An 18,448-nucleotide genomic window follows, 5' to 3' on the forward strand; every position below is an offset into this window, starting at 1 on the left:
GGTGCCGGTGCCGGGTCCTTGGGCAGCGGTGTGGTGGTCACAGCTTCACGCTCCGGGAGTCCCATCGCCCGCGAGCCTTCTCGCCGACGATGTTGAAGGCGAACACGGTGAGGAAGAGGAAGGCGCCGGTCACGAGCACGATGTGCGGGTGCTCCTCGAAGACCCGGCACTCCCCCTCGGCGATCATGTTTCCCCAGGTGGGTTCGGGCGGCTGGATGCCGAGTCCGAGGAAGCTGAGGGAGGCCTCGGCGACGATGAGGACCGAGATCATCACGACGGCCAGGGACAGCAGGGGCAGCAGGACGTTCGGCAGCAGTTCGCGCAGAAGGATGTGGGAGCGGGTCGCGCCCATGGCGCGGGCCGCGACGACGAACTCCCGGTTGGCGTACGCCATGGTCGTGGCGCGGGCGAGCCGCACCATGCCGGGAATGGTGAGCAGCGCGAGGGAGAAGGCGACGTTGCGCAGTCCACGCCTATCACTCGGTCGCCCTCGGCGCGGAGCAGCGCGGTGAGCGCGGCACCGATCCCGGATCCGGATCCGGTGACGACGACATTCCGTGGCATGGGTACTCCCTCGGTTCGGTCGGCGAGCTGAGCTGCTGCCCGGGGGAGGCCCCCTTTCGTACCGTAAGAGCTCCGGTCGTGTGCGAGCGCGTACCGTCCCGCTGACCGGACAGGACCGGGCCGATCAGGAGGTGGCAGGCCAGCCGGATGCCGTCCTGCGCCGCCTCGGCCGACGAGCGCTCGTACAGGACGGTGGTGAGCAGGCCGTACCAGGCCTGCTCCAGGATGCGGACCACCCGCCGGTCCCGGTCGCCGGGGTCGGTCACCCCCGCCGTGCGCAGCAGCAGGTCCATGAGGATCTCGTCCGTGCGCCGGGCCGGGCCGCCGCCGCCCCCGGTATGGGAGACGCTGTTGGACTGCATCATCGCCAGAGCCAGCAGCGGCTGTTCGAAGAGCTGTCGGCTCGCCCCGGTGAGCAGGTCGCTCACCGCCTCCACCGGGCCGGTGCCCGGCGGCGGCGGAGGGGTGTCGGCGTCGAGGCGGAGCACCTGGTCGTGCATGACCGCGGCGAACAGGTGTGTCTTGGACGGGAAGTAGCGGTACAGGGTGGCGATCGCGACGCCGGACTCCCGGGCCACGTCGTGCATCTGCATCCGTTCGAGACCGTGCTCGGCACCGAGGCGTGCCGCGGCCCGCAGGATCCGGGCGTAGCACTGGCGCTGCTTGGCCGAGGTGGGTTGTGCGGGGGTTCTCTCGCCGTTCGTTCGGGGCACGGTGCTGACGTCCTTCCGCCGGCCGACGATGTTCTCCCGCGCAACACGGGCCCCGTGGGCCCCGTTGCGTTCAGCGGAACGCGGCGGTGTTCCGGTGGAGCGGCCGCGGTTTCCCGGCCACCGGGACGGGGCCTGCGCGTGGAGTGCGGGGGAACTTGGATGGCCTCTCCCTCTGCGTCCCATCCTGACCGAGAAAGGCTTTCCCCCATGCGGCTCGGCATCAACAGTCCCGTCGTCACGGCCGTCCCCGGCGTTCACTCCCCCTGGGAGCGCACCGCAGGCATCGAGGAACTGGGAGCGGTCGCCGAGGCCGCGGACCGGCTCGGCTTCGACCATCTGACCTGCTCGGAACATGTCGCCGTGCCCGCGGACATCGCGGAACAGCGCGGCGGAACGTACTGGGATCCGCTCGCCACCTTCGGATACCTGGTGGCCCGGACCCGCAGGATCCGTTTCGCCACCCAGGTTCTGGTGCTCGGCTACCACCATCCGCTGGCACTGGCGAAGCGCTACGGCACGCTCGACCGCGTCTCGGGCGGGCGGCTCGTGCTCGGGCTCGGCGTCGGCAGTCTGGAGGAAGGTTCCGGCTGCTCGGTGCGGAGTTCGAGGGCCGGGGCGCGCTCGCCGACGACGCGATCGCGGCGCTGCGCGCTTCGTTGTCCAGGCGTGAACCCTCCTACCACGGTGAGCACTTCGACTACGAGGGTCTGATCGTGGAGCCGCACGCGGTGCAGGCCCGGGTGCCGCTGTGGATCCGTGGCCGCACCCCGCGTTCGCTGCGCCGGGCGGTGACGCACGGCGACGGCTGGGTGCCGTTCGGGCTGCCGCTGGAGCGGCTGCGCGAGATGGTCGCCGCGGCCGCCCTCCCGGAGGGCTTCGAGGTGGTGCTGAGTGCGGGCCGGCCGCAGGACCCGTCCGGCGACGCCGAGGGTACGAGGACGGCGCTGCGGAAGGTGTACGAGGCCGGGGCCACCCTGGTCGGCGTGTCGCTGACGGCGCGGTCCGCGAGCCACTACGTCGAGCAGTTGGAGGCGCTCGCCGTGATCGCCGGGGAGGCACGCGCATGAGCGAGGACCGGCTGGCCGCCGTCGAGCCCGGCTCGGACGACTGGAGGACGAACGTGACATCGCCCGCACGATGGCCGCGTACGGGCCACTGGTGGACGGCGGCGACGCGGACGGTGTCGCCGCGCTCTGGGCACCCGACGGTGTGTACGACATCGACGAGATCGTCCTCGCGGGCCGCGAGCAGATCCGTGAGATGGTGCGCTCCCCCGCGCACCAGGGCTGGATACGGCGGGGCTGTGCGCACCTCGTGGGCCCGCCGCACATCACGGTCGGCGGCGACGAGGCCGTGGCGGTGTGCCATTCGCTGATGGTGGTGCACGAGGAGGGCCGGTACGTGGTGCGCCGGGCCACGGCGAACCACTGGCGGCTGCGCCGCACCCCCTCGGGGTGGCAGGTGACCACCCGGACCAACCGGATCCTGGACGGCCGTCCGGAGTCCCCCGCGCTGCTGGCCGGCGGGGGTGCGGGGGTGGTGACGGGCCGTCACCACCCCGAGGGGTCTTAGGGAGTGTCCGCGAAGTATCGTCGTCCGCCCGAAGGGCGGGGCCGGCGGCGTCTGGTGCGTGCTCTCGCAAGGCGCCGGAGTGCCCTTGCAGCGGAGCTGCTCGGGCATTTCGGCAACGCCGCGAGAGTGCCTGCCAGACGCCGCCGGCCAGACGGGACTCTGCGGACACGCCCCAGGTTTCAGCGGGCCCCGTACACCGGCTGCGGCGCCTCGGCGGCGGCGAGCAGGTCGGTCACCGCCGCCCCCGCCTCGGCCGGGCTCCAGCGGGCGCCCTTGTCGGCGGTGGGGCCGGGGCGCCAGCCCTCCATCACCGTGATCCGTCCGGCCTCGGCCTCGAAGACCCGGCCGCTCACCCCGGCGCACGCCGGGGAGCCAAGCCAGACGACGAGCGGCGAGACGTTCTCCGGGGCCATCGCATCGAAGGCCCCCTCGCCCGGCGCCGCCATCGTCTCGGCGAAGGTCGCCTCGGTCATCCGGGTACGGGCGGCCGGGGCGATCGCGTTGACCTGGACTCCGTAGCGGCCCATCTCGGCGGCGGCCACGAGGGTCAGGCCGACGATTCCGGCCTTGGCAGCCGCGTAGTTGCCCTGGCCGACGCTGCCCAACAGGCCCGCCCCGGAACTGGTGTTGACGACCCTCGCCTCGGGCGTGCGGCCGGCCTTCGCCTCGGCGCGCCAGTGCGCCGCCGCGTGCTTGAGCGGCAGGAAGTGGCCCTTGAGGTGGACCCGCATCACGGCGTCCCAGTCGTCCTCGTCCAGGTTGACCAGCATCCGGTCCCGGAGGAATCCGGCGTTGTTGACGAGTGTGTCCAGCCGGCCGAAGGAGTCGAGCGCCGTCGCGACCAGGGAGGCCGCGCCCTCGGCGGTGGCGATGTCGCCGTTGTGCGCGACGGCCTCGCCGCCGGCCGCGCGGATCTCGTCCACGACCTGCTGCGCGGGGCCGGTGGCGGTGCCGGAGCCGTCGGGGCCCACCCCAAGGTCGTTGACGACGACCCTCGCACCCTCGGCGGCGAAGGCCAGGGCGTGGGCGCGGCCGAGTCCGCGGCCCGCGCCGGTGACGACGGCGACGCGTCCGCTGCACAGACCGGTCGATGAGCTCATGACGGGTGTCCTTTCGATGGGCGGGAAGCGGGGCGCCGCCACCACTGAGTGGCATGACACTCTCCCGCGGCGTCCGTATCGCTGCTACCTTCGGGCCTAACAAACGTTTGGTGGAAAGGTAGCTGATCTGCTCATGGGTGTCTCCACCTCCGTCCCACAAGCCGGCATCGCAGTCGTCACCGTGGACTTCCCTCCGGTCAACGCCCTGCCCGTACAGGGCTGGTACGACCTGGCCACCGCGGTGCGCGCCGCCGGGGCCGACCCGGACGTCCGCTGTGTGGTCCTCACCGCCGAGGGCCGCGGATTCAACGCGGGCGTGGACATCAAGGAAATGCAGCGCGCGGCCGGGCCCGAGGCGCTGATCGGCGCCAACCGGGGTTGTTACGAGGCGTTCGCGGCGGTCTACGAGTGCGAGGTCCCGGTGGTCGCCGCCGTGCAGGGCTTCTGTCTGGGCGGCGGAATCGGCCTGGTGGGCAACGCGGACGCGATCGTCGCCAGTGACGACGCGTCCTTCGGCCTGCCGGAGCTGGACCGTGGCGCGCTGGGCGCGGCCACCCACCTGGCCCGGCTGGTTCCGCAGCATCTGATGCGCACCCTGTACTACACCTCGCGCACCGTGACGGCCGAGGAGCTGCACCGGCACGGCTCGGTCTGGAGCGTCGTCCCGCGTGACCGGCTGGCCGGGGCCGCCCTGGAACTGGCAGGGGAGATCGCCGCCAAGGACGGTTATCTGATCCGGCTGGCCAAGGCCGCCATCAACGGCATCGACCCCGTCGACGTACGCCGCAGCTACCGCTTCGAGCAGGGCTTCACCTTCGAGGCCAACCTCAGCGGCGTCGCCGACCGCGTGCGCGACACCTTCGGCACGGACAAGGAGCAGCAGACGTGACACAGGACAAGAGGATGACGGCCGACGACGTCGTCGGCCGGCTGGCGAGCGGGATGACGATCGGCATCGGCGGCTGGGGTTCGCGCCGCAAGCCGATGGCCCTGGTCCGGGCGCTGCTGCGCTCGGACGTCACCGATCTGACCGTGGTGTCCTACGGCGGCCCGGACGTCGGTCTGCTCGCCGCCGCGGGGAGGATCCGCAAGCTGGTCGCGGCGTTCGGGACGCTCGACTCGATACCGCTCGAACCGCATTTCACCGCCGCCCGGCAGCGCGGCGCCTTCGAGATGGTCGAGCTCGACGAGGCGATGCTGATGTGGGGGCTGACGGCGGGCGCGCAGCGGCTGCCGTTCATGCCGGTGCGGGCCGGTCTCGGCTCGGACCTGATGAAGGTCAACCCGGCGCTGCGTACGGTCACTTCACCGTACGAGGACGGGGAGAAGCTGGTTGCCGCACCGGGCCTGCGGCTGGACGCCGCCCTGGTCCATCTCAATCGTTCGGACGCGCAGGGCAACGGTCAGTACCTGGGCCCCGACCCGTACTTCGACGACCTGTTCTGCGAGGCCGCCGACCACGCGTACGTCTCCTGCGAACGGATCGTGGAGACGGCGGACCTGCTGAAGGAGCACGGGCCGCAGACGCTGCTGGTCAAGCGGCTGTTCGTGGACGGGGTCGTCGAGACACCGAACGGCGCGCACTTCACGTCCTGCGTGCCCGACCACGACCGGGACGAGACCTTCCAGCGCGCCTATGTGCGGGCCGCCCGCGACCCCGAGGCATGGCCCGCTTTCGTCGAACGGTTCCTGTCCGGGGACGAGGCCGCCTACCAGGCCGCCGTCACCGCGTTCCACCAGGAGGAAGCATGAGCGGCACCGACACCACCGGCATCGCGACGGCGAGCCGCGCCGAGTACTGCGTGGTGGCCTGCGCGGAGGCCTGGCGCGACGCGGGCGAGATCCTCGCCAGCCCGATGGGCACCGTCCCCGCCATCGGGGCGCGTCTGGCGAGGCTCACCTTCTCGCCCGATCTGCTGCTGACCGACGGGGAGGCGCTGCTGATGGGCGACACCCCCGCGGTGGGGGTGAAGCCGGGGAGCGTGGAGGGCTGGCTGCCGTTCCGTCAGCATCTGACGCTCACCGCCACCGGCCGTCGGCACGTGATGATGGGCGCCAGCCAGATCGACCGGCACGGCAACCAGAACATCTCCTGCATCGGCGACTGGGCCAGGCCCGCCCGGCAGCTGCTCGGGGTGCGGGGCGCCCCTGTCAACACCCTGAACAATCCGACGAGTTACTGGGTGCCGAAGCACTCGCAGCGGGTGTTCGTGGAGCACGTCGACATGGTCAGCGGGGTCGGGTACGACCGGGCGGCGGCTGCCGGGTCTTCCGCGACCCGCTACCACCGCATCCCCGAAGTCGTCAGCAACCTGGGCGTCTTCGACTTCGAGACCCCCGACCGGTCGATGCGGCTGCGTTCCCTGCACCCAGGCGTGAGCGTCGAGCAGGTCACCGAAGCCACCGGGTTCGCCCTCACGATTCCCGACGAGGTGCCCTTCACGCGGGAGCCCACCGGGGCGGAGCTCCGGCTGATCCGCGAGGTCATCGACCCGAAGGGCCTGCGCGAGCGCGAGGTCCCGGCATGACCGGGCCCGTGCCGACCGCACTCACCGAACTGACCGGAGTGCGGTACCCGATCGTGCAGACCGGGATGGGATGGGTGGCCGGTCCCCGGCTGGTGTCCGCATCCGCGAACGCGGGGGCGCTCGGCATCCTGGCCTCCGCGACGATGGCCGTGGAGCAGCTGCGCGCGGCGGTCCGCGAGGTCAAGTCCCGTACGGACGCGCCGTTCGGCGTCAATCTGCGGGCGGACGCGGGGGACGCGGGCGAGCGGGTGCGGATCATCATCGACGAGGGGGTACGGGTGGCGTCGTTCGCGCTCGCCCCGTCGAAGGAGCTGATCGCGCGTCTCAAGGACGCGGGTGTCGTCGTCATCCCGTCCGTGGGCGCCCGCCGGCACGCGGAGAAGGTCGCCGCGTGGGGCGCCGACGCCGTGATGGTGCAGGGCGGTGAGGGCGGCGGCCATACGGGCAACGTGGCCACCACCGTGCTGCTCCCCCAGGTCGTGGACGCCGTCGACATCCCGGTGATCGCGGCGGGCGGCTTCCACGACGGCCGCGGCCTGGTCGCCGCGCTCGCCTTCGGGGCCGCCGGGATCGGACTGGGTACGCGCTTCCTGCTCACCTCCGACAGCACCGTCCCGGCGGCGGTGAAGGCCAAGTACCTGGCCGCCACAGTCAATGACGTCACGGTCACGAACCGGGTCGACGGCCTGCCGCACCGCATGCTGCGCACCGGCATGGTCGACTCCCTGGAGCGCTCAGGCCGTGCGGCCTCCCTGCTCAGGGCGGTGCGGCACGCCTCGGCCTTCCGGAAGGAGTCGGGTGCGAGCTGGCCCCAACTGATTCGCGACGGACTGGCGATGAAGCACGGCAAGGAGCTGACCTGGAGTCAGGTGCTGCTGGCCGCCAACACTCCGATGCTGCTGAAGGCCTCGCTGGTCGAGGGGCGTACGGACATCGGCGTGATGGCCTCGGGGCAGGTGGCGGGCCTGATCGAGGATCTGCCGTCCTGTTCGGAACTGGTCGAGCGGATCATGGCGGAGGCGCAGGCCACGCTGAAGACGCTCGGCGCCCGCTGAGCCGTACGCGCGAAAGGGGGCGGCCCGGATCATCGTCCGGGCCACCCCCTTCCGTACATCCGCGGGGCCCGTCAGAGGCGTTCGATGATGGTGACGTTGGCCTGGCCGCCGCCCTCGCACATGGTCTGCAGGCCGTATCGGCCGCCGGTGCGCTCCAGTTCGTACAGGAGGGTCGTCATCAGCTTCGTGCCGGTGGCGCCGAGCGGGTGGCCGAGCGCGATGGCCCCGCCGTTGACGTTGACCTTGTCGGGGTCGGCGCCGGTCTCCTTCAACCAGGCCAGGACGACCGGCGCGAACGCCTCGTTGATCTCGACGAGGTCGATGTCGCCGATGGACATCCCGGCCTTCTTCAGCGCGTACGCCGTCGCCGGGATGGGCGCCGACAGCATCCGGATCGGGTCCTCGCCGCGCACCGACAGATGGTGGATGCGGGCCCGGGGCGTCAGGCCGTGCTCGGAGACGGCCCGCTCGGAGGCGATGAGCAGCGCCGATGCGCCGTCGGAGACCTGCGAGGAGACCCCGGCAGTGAGCCGGCCGCCCTCGACCACCGGCTTGAGGGCAGCCATCTTGGCGAGCGAGGTGTCCCGGCGCGGCCCCTCGTCCACCGACACGTCTCCGTACGCGACCGTCTCGCGGGCGAAGCGGCCCTCGTCGATGGCGTGCAGGGCCCGCTGGTGGGAGCGCAGCGCGAACTCCTCCATGTCCTGGCGGCTGATGCCCCACTTCTCGGCGATCAGTTCGGCGCCGTGGAACTGGTTGACGGGCGCGTCGCCGTAGCGGGAGCGCCAGCCCACCGAACCCGCGTACGGGCCGTCGGTGAGTCCCAGGGGTTCCGCGGCCTGACGGCTTGCGAAGGCGATCGGGATCATCGACATGTTCTGGGTGCCGCCCGCGACGACCAGGTCCTGGGTGCCGGACAGGACGCCCTGGGCGGCGAAGTGGACGGCCTGCTGGGAGGAGCCGCACTGCCGGTCGACGGTGGTGCCGGGCACCTCTTCGGGCAGGCCCGCGGCGAGCCACGAGGTGCGGGCGATGTCCCCGGCCTGCGGGCCGACGGTGTCCAGGCAGCCGAAGACGACGTCCTCCACGGCGGCCGGGTCGACCCCGGTGCGCTCGACGAGCGCCTTGATGACATGGGCCCCGAGGTCGGCGGGGTGGACGGCGGACAGCCCGCCCTTACGCCGGCCGACCGGTGTGCGGACCGCTTCGACTATGTAGGCCTCAGCCATGACAGCTCCTTCGTAAGAGACATGATGATGTGTCAGTTATGTGTGGTGATGCCTTCGAGGACCATGGACAGGTACTGGCGGGCGATCTCCTCCGGACTGTGCGTGCCGCCCTGGCGGTACCACGAGGCGGCCACCCAGACGGTGTCGCGGACGAAGCGGTAGACGAGCCGCACGTCCAGGTCGCTGCGGAAGGTCTGCTCGGCGACGCCGCGTTCCAGGGTGCGCAGCCAGGCGTTCTCGAACTTCAGCCGGGTGTCGGCGAGGTAGGCGAAGCGCGGCTGGGCGGAGAGGTGCTTGGACTCCCGCTGGTAGATGGCGACCGCTGCTCCGTGCCGGTCGATCTGCCGGAAGGACTGGGTGACGAGGGCCTCGATGGTCTCCCGGGGTCCGAGTCCGGCGGCGAGTACGGCGTCGTAGCCCGCCCACAGCTCGTCCAGGAAGGCCGAGAGGATCTCGTCCAGCATCGATTCCTTGGAGTCGAAGTGGTAGTAGAGACTGCCCGCGAGGAGCCCGGCGGTGTCTGCGATGCGGCGTACGGTGGTGGCGTTGTAGCCCTGGGCTGCGAACACCCCGGCCGCTGTCGCCAGGAGTTCGGCGCGGCGCTCGGCGTTGGCGTTCGTGGCGATCGCGTTCACGCCCTCTGGCTGCTGACGGAGACGGTCTCCCCCGTCATGTACGAGGAGTAGGCGCTGGCCAAGAAGACGATGACGTTGGCGATCTCCCAGGGCTCGGCGTACCGGCCGAAGGCCTCGCGTTCGGTGAGTTCGGCGAGGAGGTCCGGGGTGGCGACCTTCACCAGGTGCGGGTGCATGGCCAGGCTGGGGGCGACGGCGTTGACGCGTACGCCGAAATCGGCGGCCTCCAGGGCGGCGCACCGGGTCAGTGCCATGACGCCGGCCTTCGCGGCGGCGTAGTGGGCCTGGCCGCGCTGGGCGCGCCAGCCGATGACGGATGCGTTGTTGACGACGATGCCGCCGGTGCCGCGGCCCTTGACGTGGCGCTCCTTGAAGTGGCGCAGGGCGGTGCGGGTGCAGCGGAAGGTGCCGTTCAGGGTGACGTCGAGGACCTTCGACCACTGGTCGTCGGTCATGTCGACGAGGTCGGCGGTGCCGCCGAGCCCGGCGTTGTTGACGACGATGTCGAGGCCGCCGTGGCGTTCCGCGGCGAGCGCGAACAGGGCGTCGACCTGCTGCTGGTCGGTGACGTCGCAGGGCAGTGCGGCGATGCTGTCCGCACCGAATTCCTCGGCGAACGCGGCGGCGCTCTCCTTCAGGCGGCGTTCGTGGGCGTCGCCGATGACGATCCGGGCGCCCTCCTCAAGGAACTTGCGGGCGGTCGCTCCGCCGATCCCGGCGCCCGCGGCGGCGGTGATCACCGCGGTGCGGCCGTCCAGGAGGGAGTGGCCCGGTACATAGGGCGGCTGGGTGCTCACGGGCGGATCTCCTTGGGCAGGCCGAGGACGCGCTCGGCGATGATGTTGCGCTGGATCTCGTTGGAACCGGCGTAGATGGTGTCGGAGCGGGAGAAGAGGAACAGCCGCTGCCAGTCGTCGAGTTCGTACGGCTCCCCGGGGGCGACCATGCCGCCGGCGCCCAGGACGCTCATGGCCAGTTCGCCGAGTTCCCGGTGCCAGGTGGCCCAGAAGATCTTCCCGATGGACGCCTCGGGCCCTGGCGCACCGGCGGCCACGCCGTCGAGCATGCGCAGGGCGTTGCACCGGATGGTCTCAAGACCCGTCCAGGCGCGGGCGAGCCGGTCGCGGATCAGCGGGTCGTCGGCTGCGCCGTTGCGCCTGGCCAGGTCGATGAGGGTTTCCAGTTCGCGCCGGAAGCCGACCTGCTGGCCGAGGGTGGAGACACCGCGTTCGAAGCCGAGGGTCGCCATGGCCACGCGCCAGCCGTCGCCCGGGGCTCCGACGATGTGTTCGGCGCGGGTGCGGGCGCCGTCGAAGAACACCTCGTTGAACTCGGACGTGCCCGTCAGCTGGGCGATCGGCCGGACCTCCACGCCCGGCCCGTCCAGCGGGACCAGAAGGTAGGACAGACCGTGGTGGCGGGCCGAGCCGGGCTCGGTGCGGGCGACGACGAAGCACCACTGCGCCTCGTGGGCGAGTGACGTCCAGACCTTCTGCCCGGTGACGACCCACTCCTCGCCGTCCCGCTCGGCCCTGGTCCGTACGTTCGCCAGGTCGGACCCGGCGTCGGGCTCGCTGTAGCCCTGGCACCACAGCTCCTCGACGGCGACGATCGGCGGCAGGAACCTGGCCCGCTGTTCGGGAGTGCCGAAGGCCACCAGCGTCGGGCCGAGCAGTTGCTCCCCGATGTGGTTGACGCGCGCTGGGGCGTCGGCCAGGGCGTACTCCTCGTGGAAGGCGACCTGCTGCTCGATGGTCGCGCCCCGGCCCCCGTGCTCCTCGGGCCAGCCCACACAGGTCCAGCCCTCGGCGGCCATATGCCGTTCCCAGCCGAGCCGTTCGGCGAAGGCCTCGTGCTCACGTCCGGGGCCGCCGCGGCCTCGCAGGCCCGCGAAAGGACCGGTGAGGTTGGCGGCCAGCCAGCCGCGGATCTCGGTGCGGAACTCCTCGACGCTGCTCATGGGGGTACGTTAATCTACCAAACACTTGTTAGGGAAGGAGGGGCCGATGTCCGCTGCCCACGACGAACCGGTGCGCTACGAGAAGCAGGGTCCGGTCGCGACGGTGACCATGAACCGGCCCGACTACCGCAACGCGCAGAACTCCGCGATGACCTACGCCCTGGACCGGGCGTTCTACCGCGCGGCCGACGACAGCGAGGTGAAGACCATCGTCCTGGCCGGGGCGGGCAAGCACTTCTCCGCCGGCCACGACATCGGCACACCGGAGCGGGACGCCCATCTGCCCTTCGAACGCCGTGCGGGACTCTGGTGGGACCACTCGGACAAAGAGGGCGCGGAGAGCCGCTTCGCCCGCGAGTCCGAGGTGTACTTGGGGATGTGCCGCCGATGGCGGGAGCTGCCCAAGCCGGTCATCGCGTCCGTACAGGGCGCGTGCGTCGCGGGCGGTCTGATGCTCGCCTGGATCTGCGACCTGATCGTGGCGTCGGATGACGCGTTCTTCGCAGACCCGGTGGTCCGCATGGGCATCCCCGGTGTCGAGTACTTCGCACATCCCTGGGTGATGCCACCCCGTATCGCCAAGGAGTTCCTCTACACCGGAGACCGGATGAGCGCCCGGCGCGCGTACGAGGTCGGCATGATCAACCGGGTCGTTCCGAGGGATGAACTGGCCCAACACACAGAGGAGTTGGCGCTGCGAATCGCCGAGATGCCGCGCCTCGGCCTCTCGCTGACCAAGCGCGCCGTCAACCAGGCCGAGGACCTGCAAGGGCTGCACACCGGCCTGGACTCGGTGTTCGGCCTGCACCACGTGGCACACGCCCACAACGCGGAGACCGCACGCGACTCCCTGGGCGGCATGGACATCGGGGCGATGAAGAAGGCGGCCGGCTGATGGACCTGGATTTCGACGCGGCCGACGAGGCGTTCCGTACCGAGGTACGCGACTGGCTGGCCGCTCACGTCCCTGCCTCCCCGCTGCCGTCACTGGAGACCGCCGAGGGATTCGCCGCCCACCGGCAGTGGGAGGCCACGCTCGCCGCCGACCGGTGGTCGGTGGTCTCCTGGCCCGAGGAGTTCGGCGGACGCGGCGGTTCGCTGCTGCGCTGGCTGGTCTTCGAGGAGGAGTACTACGCCGCCGGGGCTCCCGGCCGGGTCAGCCAGAACGGCATCAATCTGCTGGCCCCCACCCTCTTCGAGAACGGCACCGCAGAGCAGCGGGCCCGGATCCTGCCCGCGATGGCACGCGGCGAGGTCATCTGGGCGCAGGCGTGGTCGGAGCCGGAGTCCGGCTCGGATCTGGCCTCGCTGAGGTCGACCGCCGTACGGACCGAGGGCGGCTGGCTGCTCAGCGGCCAGAAGACCTGGTCGTCCCGGGCCGCCTTCGCCGACCGGGCCTTCGGCCTGTTCCGCAGCGACCCGGACGCGGACCGGCCGCACCGGGGGCTGACGTATCTGATGTTCCCGCTGGACGCCGAGGGCGTCACGGTGCGGCCCATCGGGCGGCTCGACGGCAAGCCCGCCTTCGCCGAACTCTTCCTGGACGAGGTGTTCGTCCCGGACGAGGACGTCATCGGCGAGCCGGGGCAGGGCTGGCGGGTCGCCATGAGCACCACCGGCAACGAACGCGGACTCACCCTGCGCAGCCCGGGCCGTTTCACGGCCGCCGCGGACCGGCTGACCACCCTGTGGCGCGAGCACGGCGACCCGGCGGACACGGCGATGCGCGACCGGGTCGCCGACGCGGTGATCGGGGCGCGCGCCTACCGGCTGTTCTCGTACGCGGGCGCCTCGCACGTACTGCACGACGAGGGCGGACCCGCCGGGGCCGCGTCCAGTCTCAACAAGGTCTACTGGTCCGAACTGGACCTTGCCCTGCACGAGACGGCGCTCGACCTGCTCGGTCCGTTCGGTGAACTCGCCGACCACGCGGGCGAATCGCCCGCCGACGGCGGCTGGGCGGAGGGCTACACCTTCTCCCTGGCCGGCCCCCTGTACGCCGGCACCAACGAGATCCAGCGCGACATCATCGCCGAGCGTCTGCTCGGCCTGCCGAAGGGACGCCGGTGATGCGCTTCTTCCTCGACGCCGAGCAGCGTGATTTCGCCCGCTCGCTCGACGGCCTGCTCACGTCCTGCGACACCCCGGCCGCGATACGGTCCTGGGCCACCGGCGACCACGGCCCGGGGCGGGCCGTCTGGACCCGGCTGGCCGAGGCCGGGGTGTTCGCACTCGCCGTACCGGAGGAGCACGACGGTCTCGGCATGCTGCCCCTGGACCTGGCCGTTGCCTTCGAGACGTTGGGACGGCACGCCGTTCCTGGGCCACTGGTCGAGACGGTTGCAGCGGCGGCGCTCCTGGGCCGGCTCGGCGAAGACGACGTGGCCGCCGCCCGGCTGCCAGGTATCGCCTCGGGCAAGTCCGTCGCCTCTCTGTGTCTGACGGCTCTCGGCCCGTACGCCCTGGACACCGACATGACCGACGCGGTGTTCGTGGTGGACGGTGACATCCTGCGCGTCGCCGCCGGGCAGGGCCCCGTACAGCCATCGGCCGACCCGGGACGGCGGCTGTCGCGGCCATCGGGCGGGACGGTCCTCGCGCAGGGCCCGGCAGTGGCCGCCGCCGCGGGGTACGCGGCCGATGTGGCCGCCCTCGCCACGGCGGCCCAGGCGCTCGGGGTCGGCCGGACCCTGCTGGCCCGTACCGTCGAATACGTCACCCGGCGCACCCAGTTCGGTGTCGCGATCGGCTCCTTCCAGGCGGTCAAGCACCGCCTGGCGGACACCCTGCTGGCCCTGGAGTTCGCCGAGCCGCTGGTGCACGGCGCAGCGCTCGCGCTGGCCGCGGGCGACGAGGACGCGGGGCGCGGGATCGCCGCGGCCAAGGTCACGGCGGGCGAGGCCGCGTACGGGGCGGCGCGCACGGCCCTCCAGTTGCACGGGGCCGTGGGCTACACCGACGAACTCGATCTGTCCCTCTGGATCCGCAAGGCCCGCCCGCTGCGCGATGCGTGGGGCACTCCGGCCGCTTGCCGGGCCCGCGTACTGGCCGTCTGACCGCATAGCGAGGGGAGCGGCCCGATGAGGCTGACAGAAGAACAGGAAGACCTCCGGTCGGCCGTACGGTCCGTGCTGACACAACATCAGGGATTGTCTGCCTGGGGTGTGTTGACCGAACAGATCGGTGCAGCCGGTCTCGCCGTGCCCGAGGGGTACGGCGGGGCGGGCGGTGGCGCCCGGGACGTCCATGTGCTGATGGAGGAGCTGGGCCGGAGCCTGAGCCCGCTGCCGTTTCTGGGCTCGGCGGTGCTCACGGTGGGGGCGTTGCTGGCCTCCGGTGACAAGGATGCCTGCGGGCGGCTGCTGCCGGGGCTCGCCGACGGCACCTCGGTGGGCACTCTGGCCTGGGCAGAGCAGGGTTCCTGGGACCCGGCCGCGATCCGCACCGAGGCGGTGCCCTGTCCCGGTGGCGCCTGGCTGGTCACCGGGGCCAAGGAACACGTACTGGACTGGCCAGGCATCGGCGTCCTGCTCGTCGCGGCTCGTACGGCTCGTGGAGTGTCGCTCTTCGAGGTGGCGACGGACGGCGCAGGGGTCCATCGGATCCCCGTCGTCACCATGGACGACACCCGGGGCCAGGCCGGTTGGATGCTGGACGGCGCCGAGGGACGCCTGCTGGGCGTGGACGGCGACGGCGGACGGAGCCTGGAGCACGTACGGGACCTGGTGTGCACGGCACTCGCCGCAGAGCAGGTGGGCGCGGCCGGGCGCTGTCTGGAGCTGACCGTCGAATACGCCAGGGAGCGTGTCCAGTTCGGCCGGCCCATCGGCTCGTTCCAGGCCGTGAAGCACCGGCTTGCGGACGCCTATGTCCTGGTGGAGTCGGCGCGTTCGGCGGCGCTCGGCGCCGCGTTCGCCGCCGACGAGGACCCGGGTGCGCTGCCACGGGCCGCGGCTGTCGCGAAGTCGGTCTGCTCCGAGGCGTTCTCGGCGGTAGCCGGCGAGATGATCCAGCTGCACGGCGGGATCGGGATCACCTGGGAGCACGACGCGCACCGCTATTTCAAGCGGGCGCACGGGGCGGGCGAGCTGTTCGGCCCGCCCGCGCACCACCGGGCACGGCTCGCCGCCGCGCTCGGCCTGGCCGCGCGATGAGCGGGTTCCAGCAGACGGAGAGAGGTCTACGACACATGGACATCGGCAGCCCGCTGGACTTCACGGGGCGCGTGGTGCTGGTCACCGGCGGCACCAAGGGCATCGGCGCCGCCATCGCCGGGGCGTTCCTCGGCGCCGGGGCCGACGTGGTCGTCTGTGGCCGCAACGCGCCGGACTCCGTACCCGCGGCCGGGGGCCGGGAAGCGGTCTTCGTCCCGGCCGATGTGCGCGATCCGGCGGCGGTGTCCTCGTTGGTGGACAGCGTGGTGGAACGCTTCGGCCGGCTCGACGTACTCGTCAACAACGCGGGTGGTTCCCCGGACTCGGACGCGGCGACCGTCTCGCCGCGTTTCGTGGAGAAGATCGTCGCGCTGAATCTGCTCGCGCCCTTCTATGCGGCGCAGGCGGCCCACCGTGTGATGCGGGCCCAGGACGGCGGCGGCTCCATCGTCAACATCGGCAGCGTCTCCGCCCATGACCCGCAGCCCGGCACCGCCGCGTACACGGCGGCCAAGGCCGGGCTGCTCGCCCTCACCAGGGCCTTGGCCCTGGAGTGGGCTCCCACGGTCCGGGTGAACCACATCACCACGGGGCTGACCCGCACGGAGAGCGCGGCCTCGGTCTACGGTGCGGACGGCGGGGCGTCGGTGGCGGGCGTCGTCCCGATGGGCCGGATGGCGGTGCCCGAGGACGTCGCCCGCGCCTGCCTGTTCCTCGCGAGCGGCCTGGCCGGGTACGTCAACGGGGCGGACCTGGCGGTGCACGGCGGCGGGGAGTTCCCCGCCCGCTACCTCGCCGCGAAGGCGGCGGGCAGTCAGGGCTGAGGGCGGCATGCAAACGGTCCCGGACCCTCGCGGGGGTCCGGGACCGTTTCGCGCTTCTCAGACGAGGTTGTCCTCGACCGTCAGGCCGAAGGCCCCCCCCCGGCCGTACATGGCGAGGGCCCGCTCCACGTCGTTGGCGACGTGGACGCTGCCCGCGTGGGCATCGCGCCAGGCGCGCTCGACGGGGTTGCCGCGCCGCAGCGCGTTGCCGCCGGCGGTCTTGAAGAGCAGGTCGATCGCGGCGACGGCCCGTTCGGTGCCCCGGACCTGGTCGCGGCGGGTGCGCAGCCTCAGCTCCATGGGTATCTCCTGCCCGGCGGCGGCGAGCGCGGAGAGCTCGCGCAGGTTCCGGTCCATCTGCAGGACCGTCGCGTCGATGTCGGACGCGGCGCGCGCGATGGCGACCTGGGCGAACGGGTCCTCGGTGAAACTGCCGCCGCCGAGGCTGAGCCGCACCCTCTCCTTCATCCGTGACACGTACGAGGCGTAGCCGCCCGACACCGCTCCGATCACCGGCGCGGTGACGGCGCTCGTGAAGATCGCGCCGAACGGCAGCCGGTACAGCGGCCCCGGGTTGACCTGCTGCCCGGGCACCTTCAGCCGGGCCTGCTCGTAGTTGCGGAGCACGCGGTGGGCGGGCACGAACGCCGACTCGACGAGGATGTCGTTGCTGGCGGTACCGCGGAGCCCGACCACGTCCCAGATGTCCTCGATGAGGTAGTCGGACCGCGGCACCAGGACGGTGAGGAAGTCCACCGGCCGCCCCTGCGCGCCGACGACGAGGGCGCCGAGCAGGACCTTCCGGAATGTAACAGCCCCCCCCCGAGCCCAGTGAAGACATGCGCACGGCCTGTTTTCGCCGAACGTTGAACACGACGGCGCCCACTCCCGTATGCATGGTCGACGTCATACATCCGATGAAGGGAAAGCCGGCATGAGCGCATCGCAGGAGAGTCAGCTCCGCCTCCGGCGCCGCACCGTCGTCGCCGCGGTCGGTGCGGCAGGGGTGGCTGCCGCACTCACCGCGTGCGGCAGCGAGACGGCCTCGACGGGCGGGGAGGGTGACGGGGACGCGGCGAACACCGGCGGCGAAGTCCTCGCGAAGACCACCGACATCCCCGAGGGCGGCGGGATGGTCTTCGCCGACCAGGGCGTGGTGGTGACGCAGCCGAAGGCCGGCGAGTTCAAGGCGTTCTCGTCCAAGTGCACACACCAGGGGTGCTCGGTGAAGGGCATCTCGGGCGGCGTCATCAACTGCCCCTGTCACGGCAGTACGTTCGACGCCGAGACCGGCACCGTGACCGGCGGGCCGGCGACCCAGCCGCTGCCCGCCAAGGCCATCAAGGTCGAGGGCGGCTCGATCAGCCTGGTGTGACCGGCCCCCGCCGCCCCGGGCGCTTCCAGCAGGCCAGCGCCTCGTCGACGGTGGTGATCGTCGCGACGAGGGCCAGCGTGTTACGGATCATCGCGGGGGTGTACTCGGCGGGCACCCCCGCGATGGCGTCGGCCGGCACCACCGCCGTACAGCCGAGGTTCACCGCGTCGAAGACGGCGTTCGGGATCGCCACATTGGCGGAGACCCCGGTGACGACCAGGGTCCGGCAGCCCAGATTGCGCAGCAGCGCGCCCACATCCGTGCCGGCCAGCGGGGAGAGGCCGTGCAGCCGCCGCACGACGAAGTCCTCGTCCGCCACCTCGATGGGAGCGGCGACCCGCACCGCCGCACTGCCGGCGTACTGCTGGACGGGCAGCCGGGCGGCGGCCCGGAACAGGCGGGCGTTGTGGTTGGCGCCGCGCCCGTCGGGGCGGCGCTCGGCGACGGCGTGCACGACCTGGACCCCCGACTCGTGCGCCCCGGCGACAAGCCGGGCGATCCTGTCGAGCACGCCGGAGGACCGGGCCTCATCGGCGAGTTCCGGCAGTGCGCTGCCGGGGCCCACGACACCCTGCTGGCATTCGACGGTCAGCAGGACAGTCGTCGCCGGATCGAGCTGCTCGGCAAGCCGGCTCCTGGAATCCTTCACGTCCTTCGCAGGCACGACGTCCCCTTTCGTACGTGTCGGCCGGGCGCGCGAGGCTAGCGCCCATTGCGTGACGAAGGAAGAGCCTTCATG

The 18,448-nt window shown here is 71.8% G+C and carries 22 protein-coding genes; 13 read left to right on the plus strand and 9 right to left on the minus strand.

Going from position 1 to position 18,448, the window contains the following annotated elements; all coding sequences use genetic code 11:
• Positions 1-37 precede the first annotated feature (37 nt).
• Entirely contained in the window at positions 38-538 is a 501-nt protein-coding gene (locus ACWGO0_RS12790; RefSeq protein ID WP_453532527.1) for an ABC transporter permease, read from the minus strand.
• The gene (locus tag ACWGO0_RS12795; RefSeq protein ID WP_453532377.1) at positions 477-1,277 is read right to left on the minus strand and encodes a TetR family transcriptional regulator; all 801 of its coding nucleotides are present in this window, start codon (positions 1,275-1,277) and stop codon (positions 477-479) included. Before ACWGO0_RS12795 ends, ACWGO0_RS12790 begins: the two co-directional genes overlap by 62 nt.
• 207 nt (positions 1,278-1,484) lie before the next feature.
• On the opposite strand from ACWGO0_RS12795, the gene ACWGO0_RS12800 reads away from it, so the two are divergent.
• From ACWGO0_RS12800 to ACWGO0_RS12810, 3 genes are all read left to right on the plus strand, one after another.
• Complete coding sequence (locus ACWGO0_RS12800; protein WP_453532380.1) at positions 1,485-1,988, plus strand: LLM class flavin-dependent oxidoreductase; 504 nt, start codon at positions 1,485-1,487, stop codon at positions 1,986-1,988.
• A complete protein-coding gene (locus ACWGO0_RS12805) occupies positions 1,913-2,344 on the plus strand; it encodes an LLM class flavin-dependent oxidoreductase (RefSeq protein ID WP_453532530.1) in 432 nt (143 codons plus the stop codon). The genes ACWGO0_RS12800 and ACWGO0_RS12805 overlap by 76 nt, the downstream gene beginning before the upstream one ends.
• A 70-nt stretch (positions 2,345-2,414) precedes the next feature.
• Positions 2,415-2,849: a nuclear transport factor 2 family protein gene (locus ACWGO0_RS12810; RefSeq protein ID WP_453532383.1), complete on the plus strand. Its 435-nt coding sequence runs from the start codon at positions 2,415-2,417 to the stop codon at positions 2,847-2,849.
• Between the two features lie 179 nt (positions 2,850-3,028).
• Here the strand turns inward: ACWGO0_RS12810 and ACWGO0_RS12815 are convergent, their stop codons facing one another.
• Positions 3,029-3,949, minus strand: a complete 921-nt coding sequence (locus tag ACWGO0_RS12815; protein WP_453532385.1) for an SDR family oxidoreductase — start codon at positions 3,947-3,949, stop codon at positions 3,029-3,031.
• Between the two features lie 133 nt (positions 3,950-4,082).
• On the opposite strand from ACWGO0_RS12815, the gene ACWGO0_RS12820 reads away from it, so the two are divergent.
• The 4 genes from ACWGO0_RS12820 to ACWGO0_RS12835 are packed head-to-tail and all read left to right on the plus strand — an operon-like array spanning position 4,083 to position 7,532.
• Positions 4,083-4,838, plus strand: coding sequence for an enoyl-CoA hydratase family protein (locus tag ACWGO0_RS12820; protein ID WP_453532388.1), 756 nt, complete (start codon positions 4,083-4,085; stop codon positions 4,836-4,838).
• 14 nt (positions 4,839-4,852) lie between these two features.
• The gene (locus tag ACWGO0_RS12825; protein WP_453532533.1) at positions 4,853-5,701 is read left to right on the plus strand and encodes a CoA transferase subunit A; all 849 of its coding nucleotides are present in this window, start codon (positions 4,853-4,855) and stop codon (positions 5,699-5,701) included.
• A complete protein-coding gene (locus ACWGO0_RS12830) occupies positions 5,698-6,477 on the plus strand; it encodes a CoA-transferase subunit beta (protein ID WP_453532390.1) in 780 nt (259 codons plus the stop codon). Before ACWGO0_RS12825 ends, ACWGO0_RS12830 begins: the two co-directional genes overlap by 4 nt.
• A complete protein-coding gene (locus tag ACWGO0_RS12835) occupies positions 6,474-7,532 on the plus strand; it encodes an NAD(P)H-dependent flavin oxidoreductase (RefSeq protein ID WP_453532391.1) in 1,059 nt (352 codons plus the stop codon). Before ACWGO0_RS12830 ends, ACWGO0_RS12835 begins: the two co-directional genes overlap by 4 nt.
• A 71-nt stretch (positions 7,533-7,603) precedes the next feature.
• Here the strand turns inward: ACWGO0_RS12835 and ACWGO0_RS12840 are convergent, their stop codons facing one another.
• From ACWGO0_RS12840 to ACWGO0_RS12855, 4 genes are read right to left on the minus strand one after another with little or no spacing between them, the layout of a single operon-like run.
• The gene (locus ACWGO0_RS12840; protein WP_453532394.1) at positions 7,604-8,761 is read right to left on the minus strand and encodes an acetyl-CoA C-acetyltransferase; all 1,158 of its coding nucleotides are present in this window, start codon (positions 8,759-8,761) and stop codon (positions 7,604-7,606) included.
• Between the two features lie 32 nt (positions 8,762-8,793).
• Positions 8,794-9,396, minus strand: coding sequence for a TetR/AcrR family transcriptional regulator (locus ACWGO0_RS12845; protein ID WP_453532397.1), 603 nt, complete (start codon positions 9,394-9,396; stop codon positions 8,794-8,796).
• On the minus strand, positions 9,393-10,193 hold the full coding sequence (locus tag ACWGO0_RS12850; RefSeq protein ID WP_453532400.1) for an SDR family oxidoreductase: 801 nt from the start codon (positions 10,191-10,193) through the stop codon (positions 9,393-9,395). Before ACWGO0_RS12850 ends, ACWGO0_RS12845 begins: the two co-directional genes overlap by 4 nt.
• Positions 10,190-11,356, minus strand: coding sequence for an acyl-CoA dehydrogenase family protein (locus ACWGO0_RS12855; protein ID WP_453532403.1), 1,167 nt, complete (start codon positions 11,354-11,356; stop codon positions 10,190-10,192). The genes ACWGO0_RS12850 and ACWGO0_RS12855 overlap by 4 nt, the downstream gene beginning before the upstream one ends.
• 46 nt (positions 11,357-11,402) lie before the next feature.
• Between ACWGO0_RS12855 and ACWGO0_RS12860 the strand changes: the two genes are divergently transcribed.
• From ACWGO0_RS12860 to ACWGO0_RS12880, 5 genes are all read left to right on the plus strand, one after another.
• Complete coding sequence (locus ACWGO0_RS12860) at positions 11,403-12,251, plus strand: enoyl-CoA hydratase (protein ID WP_453532405.1); 849 nt, start codon at positions 11,403-11,405, stop codon at positions 12,249-12,251.
• A complete protein-coding gene (locus ACWGO0_RS12865; RefSeq protein ID WP_453532408.1) occupies positions 12,251-13,426 on the plus strand; it encodes an acyl-CoA dehydrogenase family protein in 1,176 nt (391 codons plus the stop codon). Before ACWGO0_RS12860 ends, ACWGO0_RS12865 begins: the two co-directional genes overlap by 1 nt.
• The gene (locus tag ACWGO0_RS12870; RefSeq protein ID WP_453532410.1) at positions 13,426-14,412 is read left to right on the plus strand and encodes an acyl-CoA dehydrogenase family protein; all 987 of its coding nucleotides are present in this window, start codon (positions 13,426-13,428) and stop codon (positions 14,410-14,412) included. The genes ACWGO0_RS12865 and ACWGO0_RS12870 overlap by 1 nt, the downstream gene beginning before the upstream one ends.
• A gap of 108 nt (positions 14,413-14,520) precedes the next feature.
• Positions 14,521-15,510 carry an acyl-CoA dehydrogenase family protein gene (locus ACWGO0_RS12875; protein ID WP_453532413.1) on the plus strand — a complete coding sequence of 330 codons (990 nt, stop codon included), beginning with the start codon at positions 14,521-14,523 and terminating at the stop codon, positions 15,508-15,510.
• Positions 15,511-15,545: 35 nt separating this feature from the next.
• Positions 15,546-16,334, plus strand: a complete 789-nt coding sequence (locus tag ACWGO0_RS12880; RefSeq protein WP_453532416.1) for an SDR family oxidoreductase — start codon at positions 15,546-15,548, stop codon at positions 16,332-16,334.
• A gap of 57 nt (positions 16,335-16,391) precedes the next feature.
• On the opposite strand, the gene ACWGO0_RS12885 is transcribed toward ACWGO0_RS12880, so the two are convergent.
• Positions 16,392-17,090 (minus strand): hypothetical protein, encoded by a 699-nt coding sequence (locus ACWGO0_RS12885; protein ID WP_453532419.1) that lies wholly within the window; start codon positions 17,088-17,090, stop codon positions 16,392-16,394.
• Between the two features lie 178 nt (positions 17,091-17,268).
• Here ACWGO0_RS12885 and ACWGO0_RS12890 point away from each other — a divergent pair, with 178 nt between their 5' ends.
• The gene (locus ACWGO0_RS12890; protein ID WP_453532422.1) at positions 17,269-17,709 is read left to right on the plus strand and encodes a Rieske (2Fe-2S) protein; all 441 of its coding nucleotides are present in this window, start codon (positions 17,269-17,271) and stop codon (positions 17,707-17,709) included.
• Here ACWGO0_RS12890 and ACWGO0_RS12895 read toward each other — a convergent pair.
• On the minus strand, positions 17,696-18,373 hold the full coding sequence (locus ACWGO0_RS12895) for a cysteine hydrolase family protein (protein WP_453532425.1): 678 nt from the start codon (positions 18,371-18,373) through the stop codon (positions 17,696-17,698). The genes ACWGO0_RS12890 and ACWGO0_RS12895 overlap by 14 nt on opposite strands.
• Between the last annotated feature and the right edge of the window lie 75 nt (positions 18,374-18,448).

This window comes from Streptomyces sp. NPDC055749, assembly GCF_053617235.1.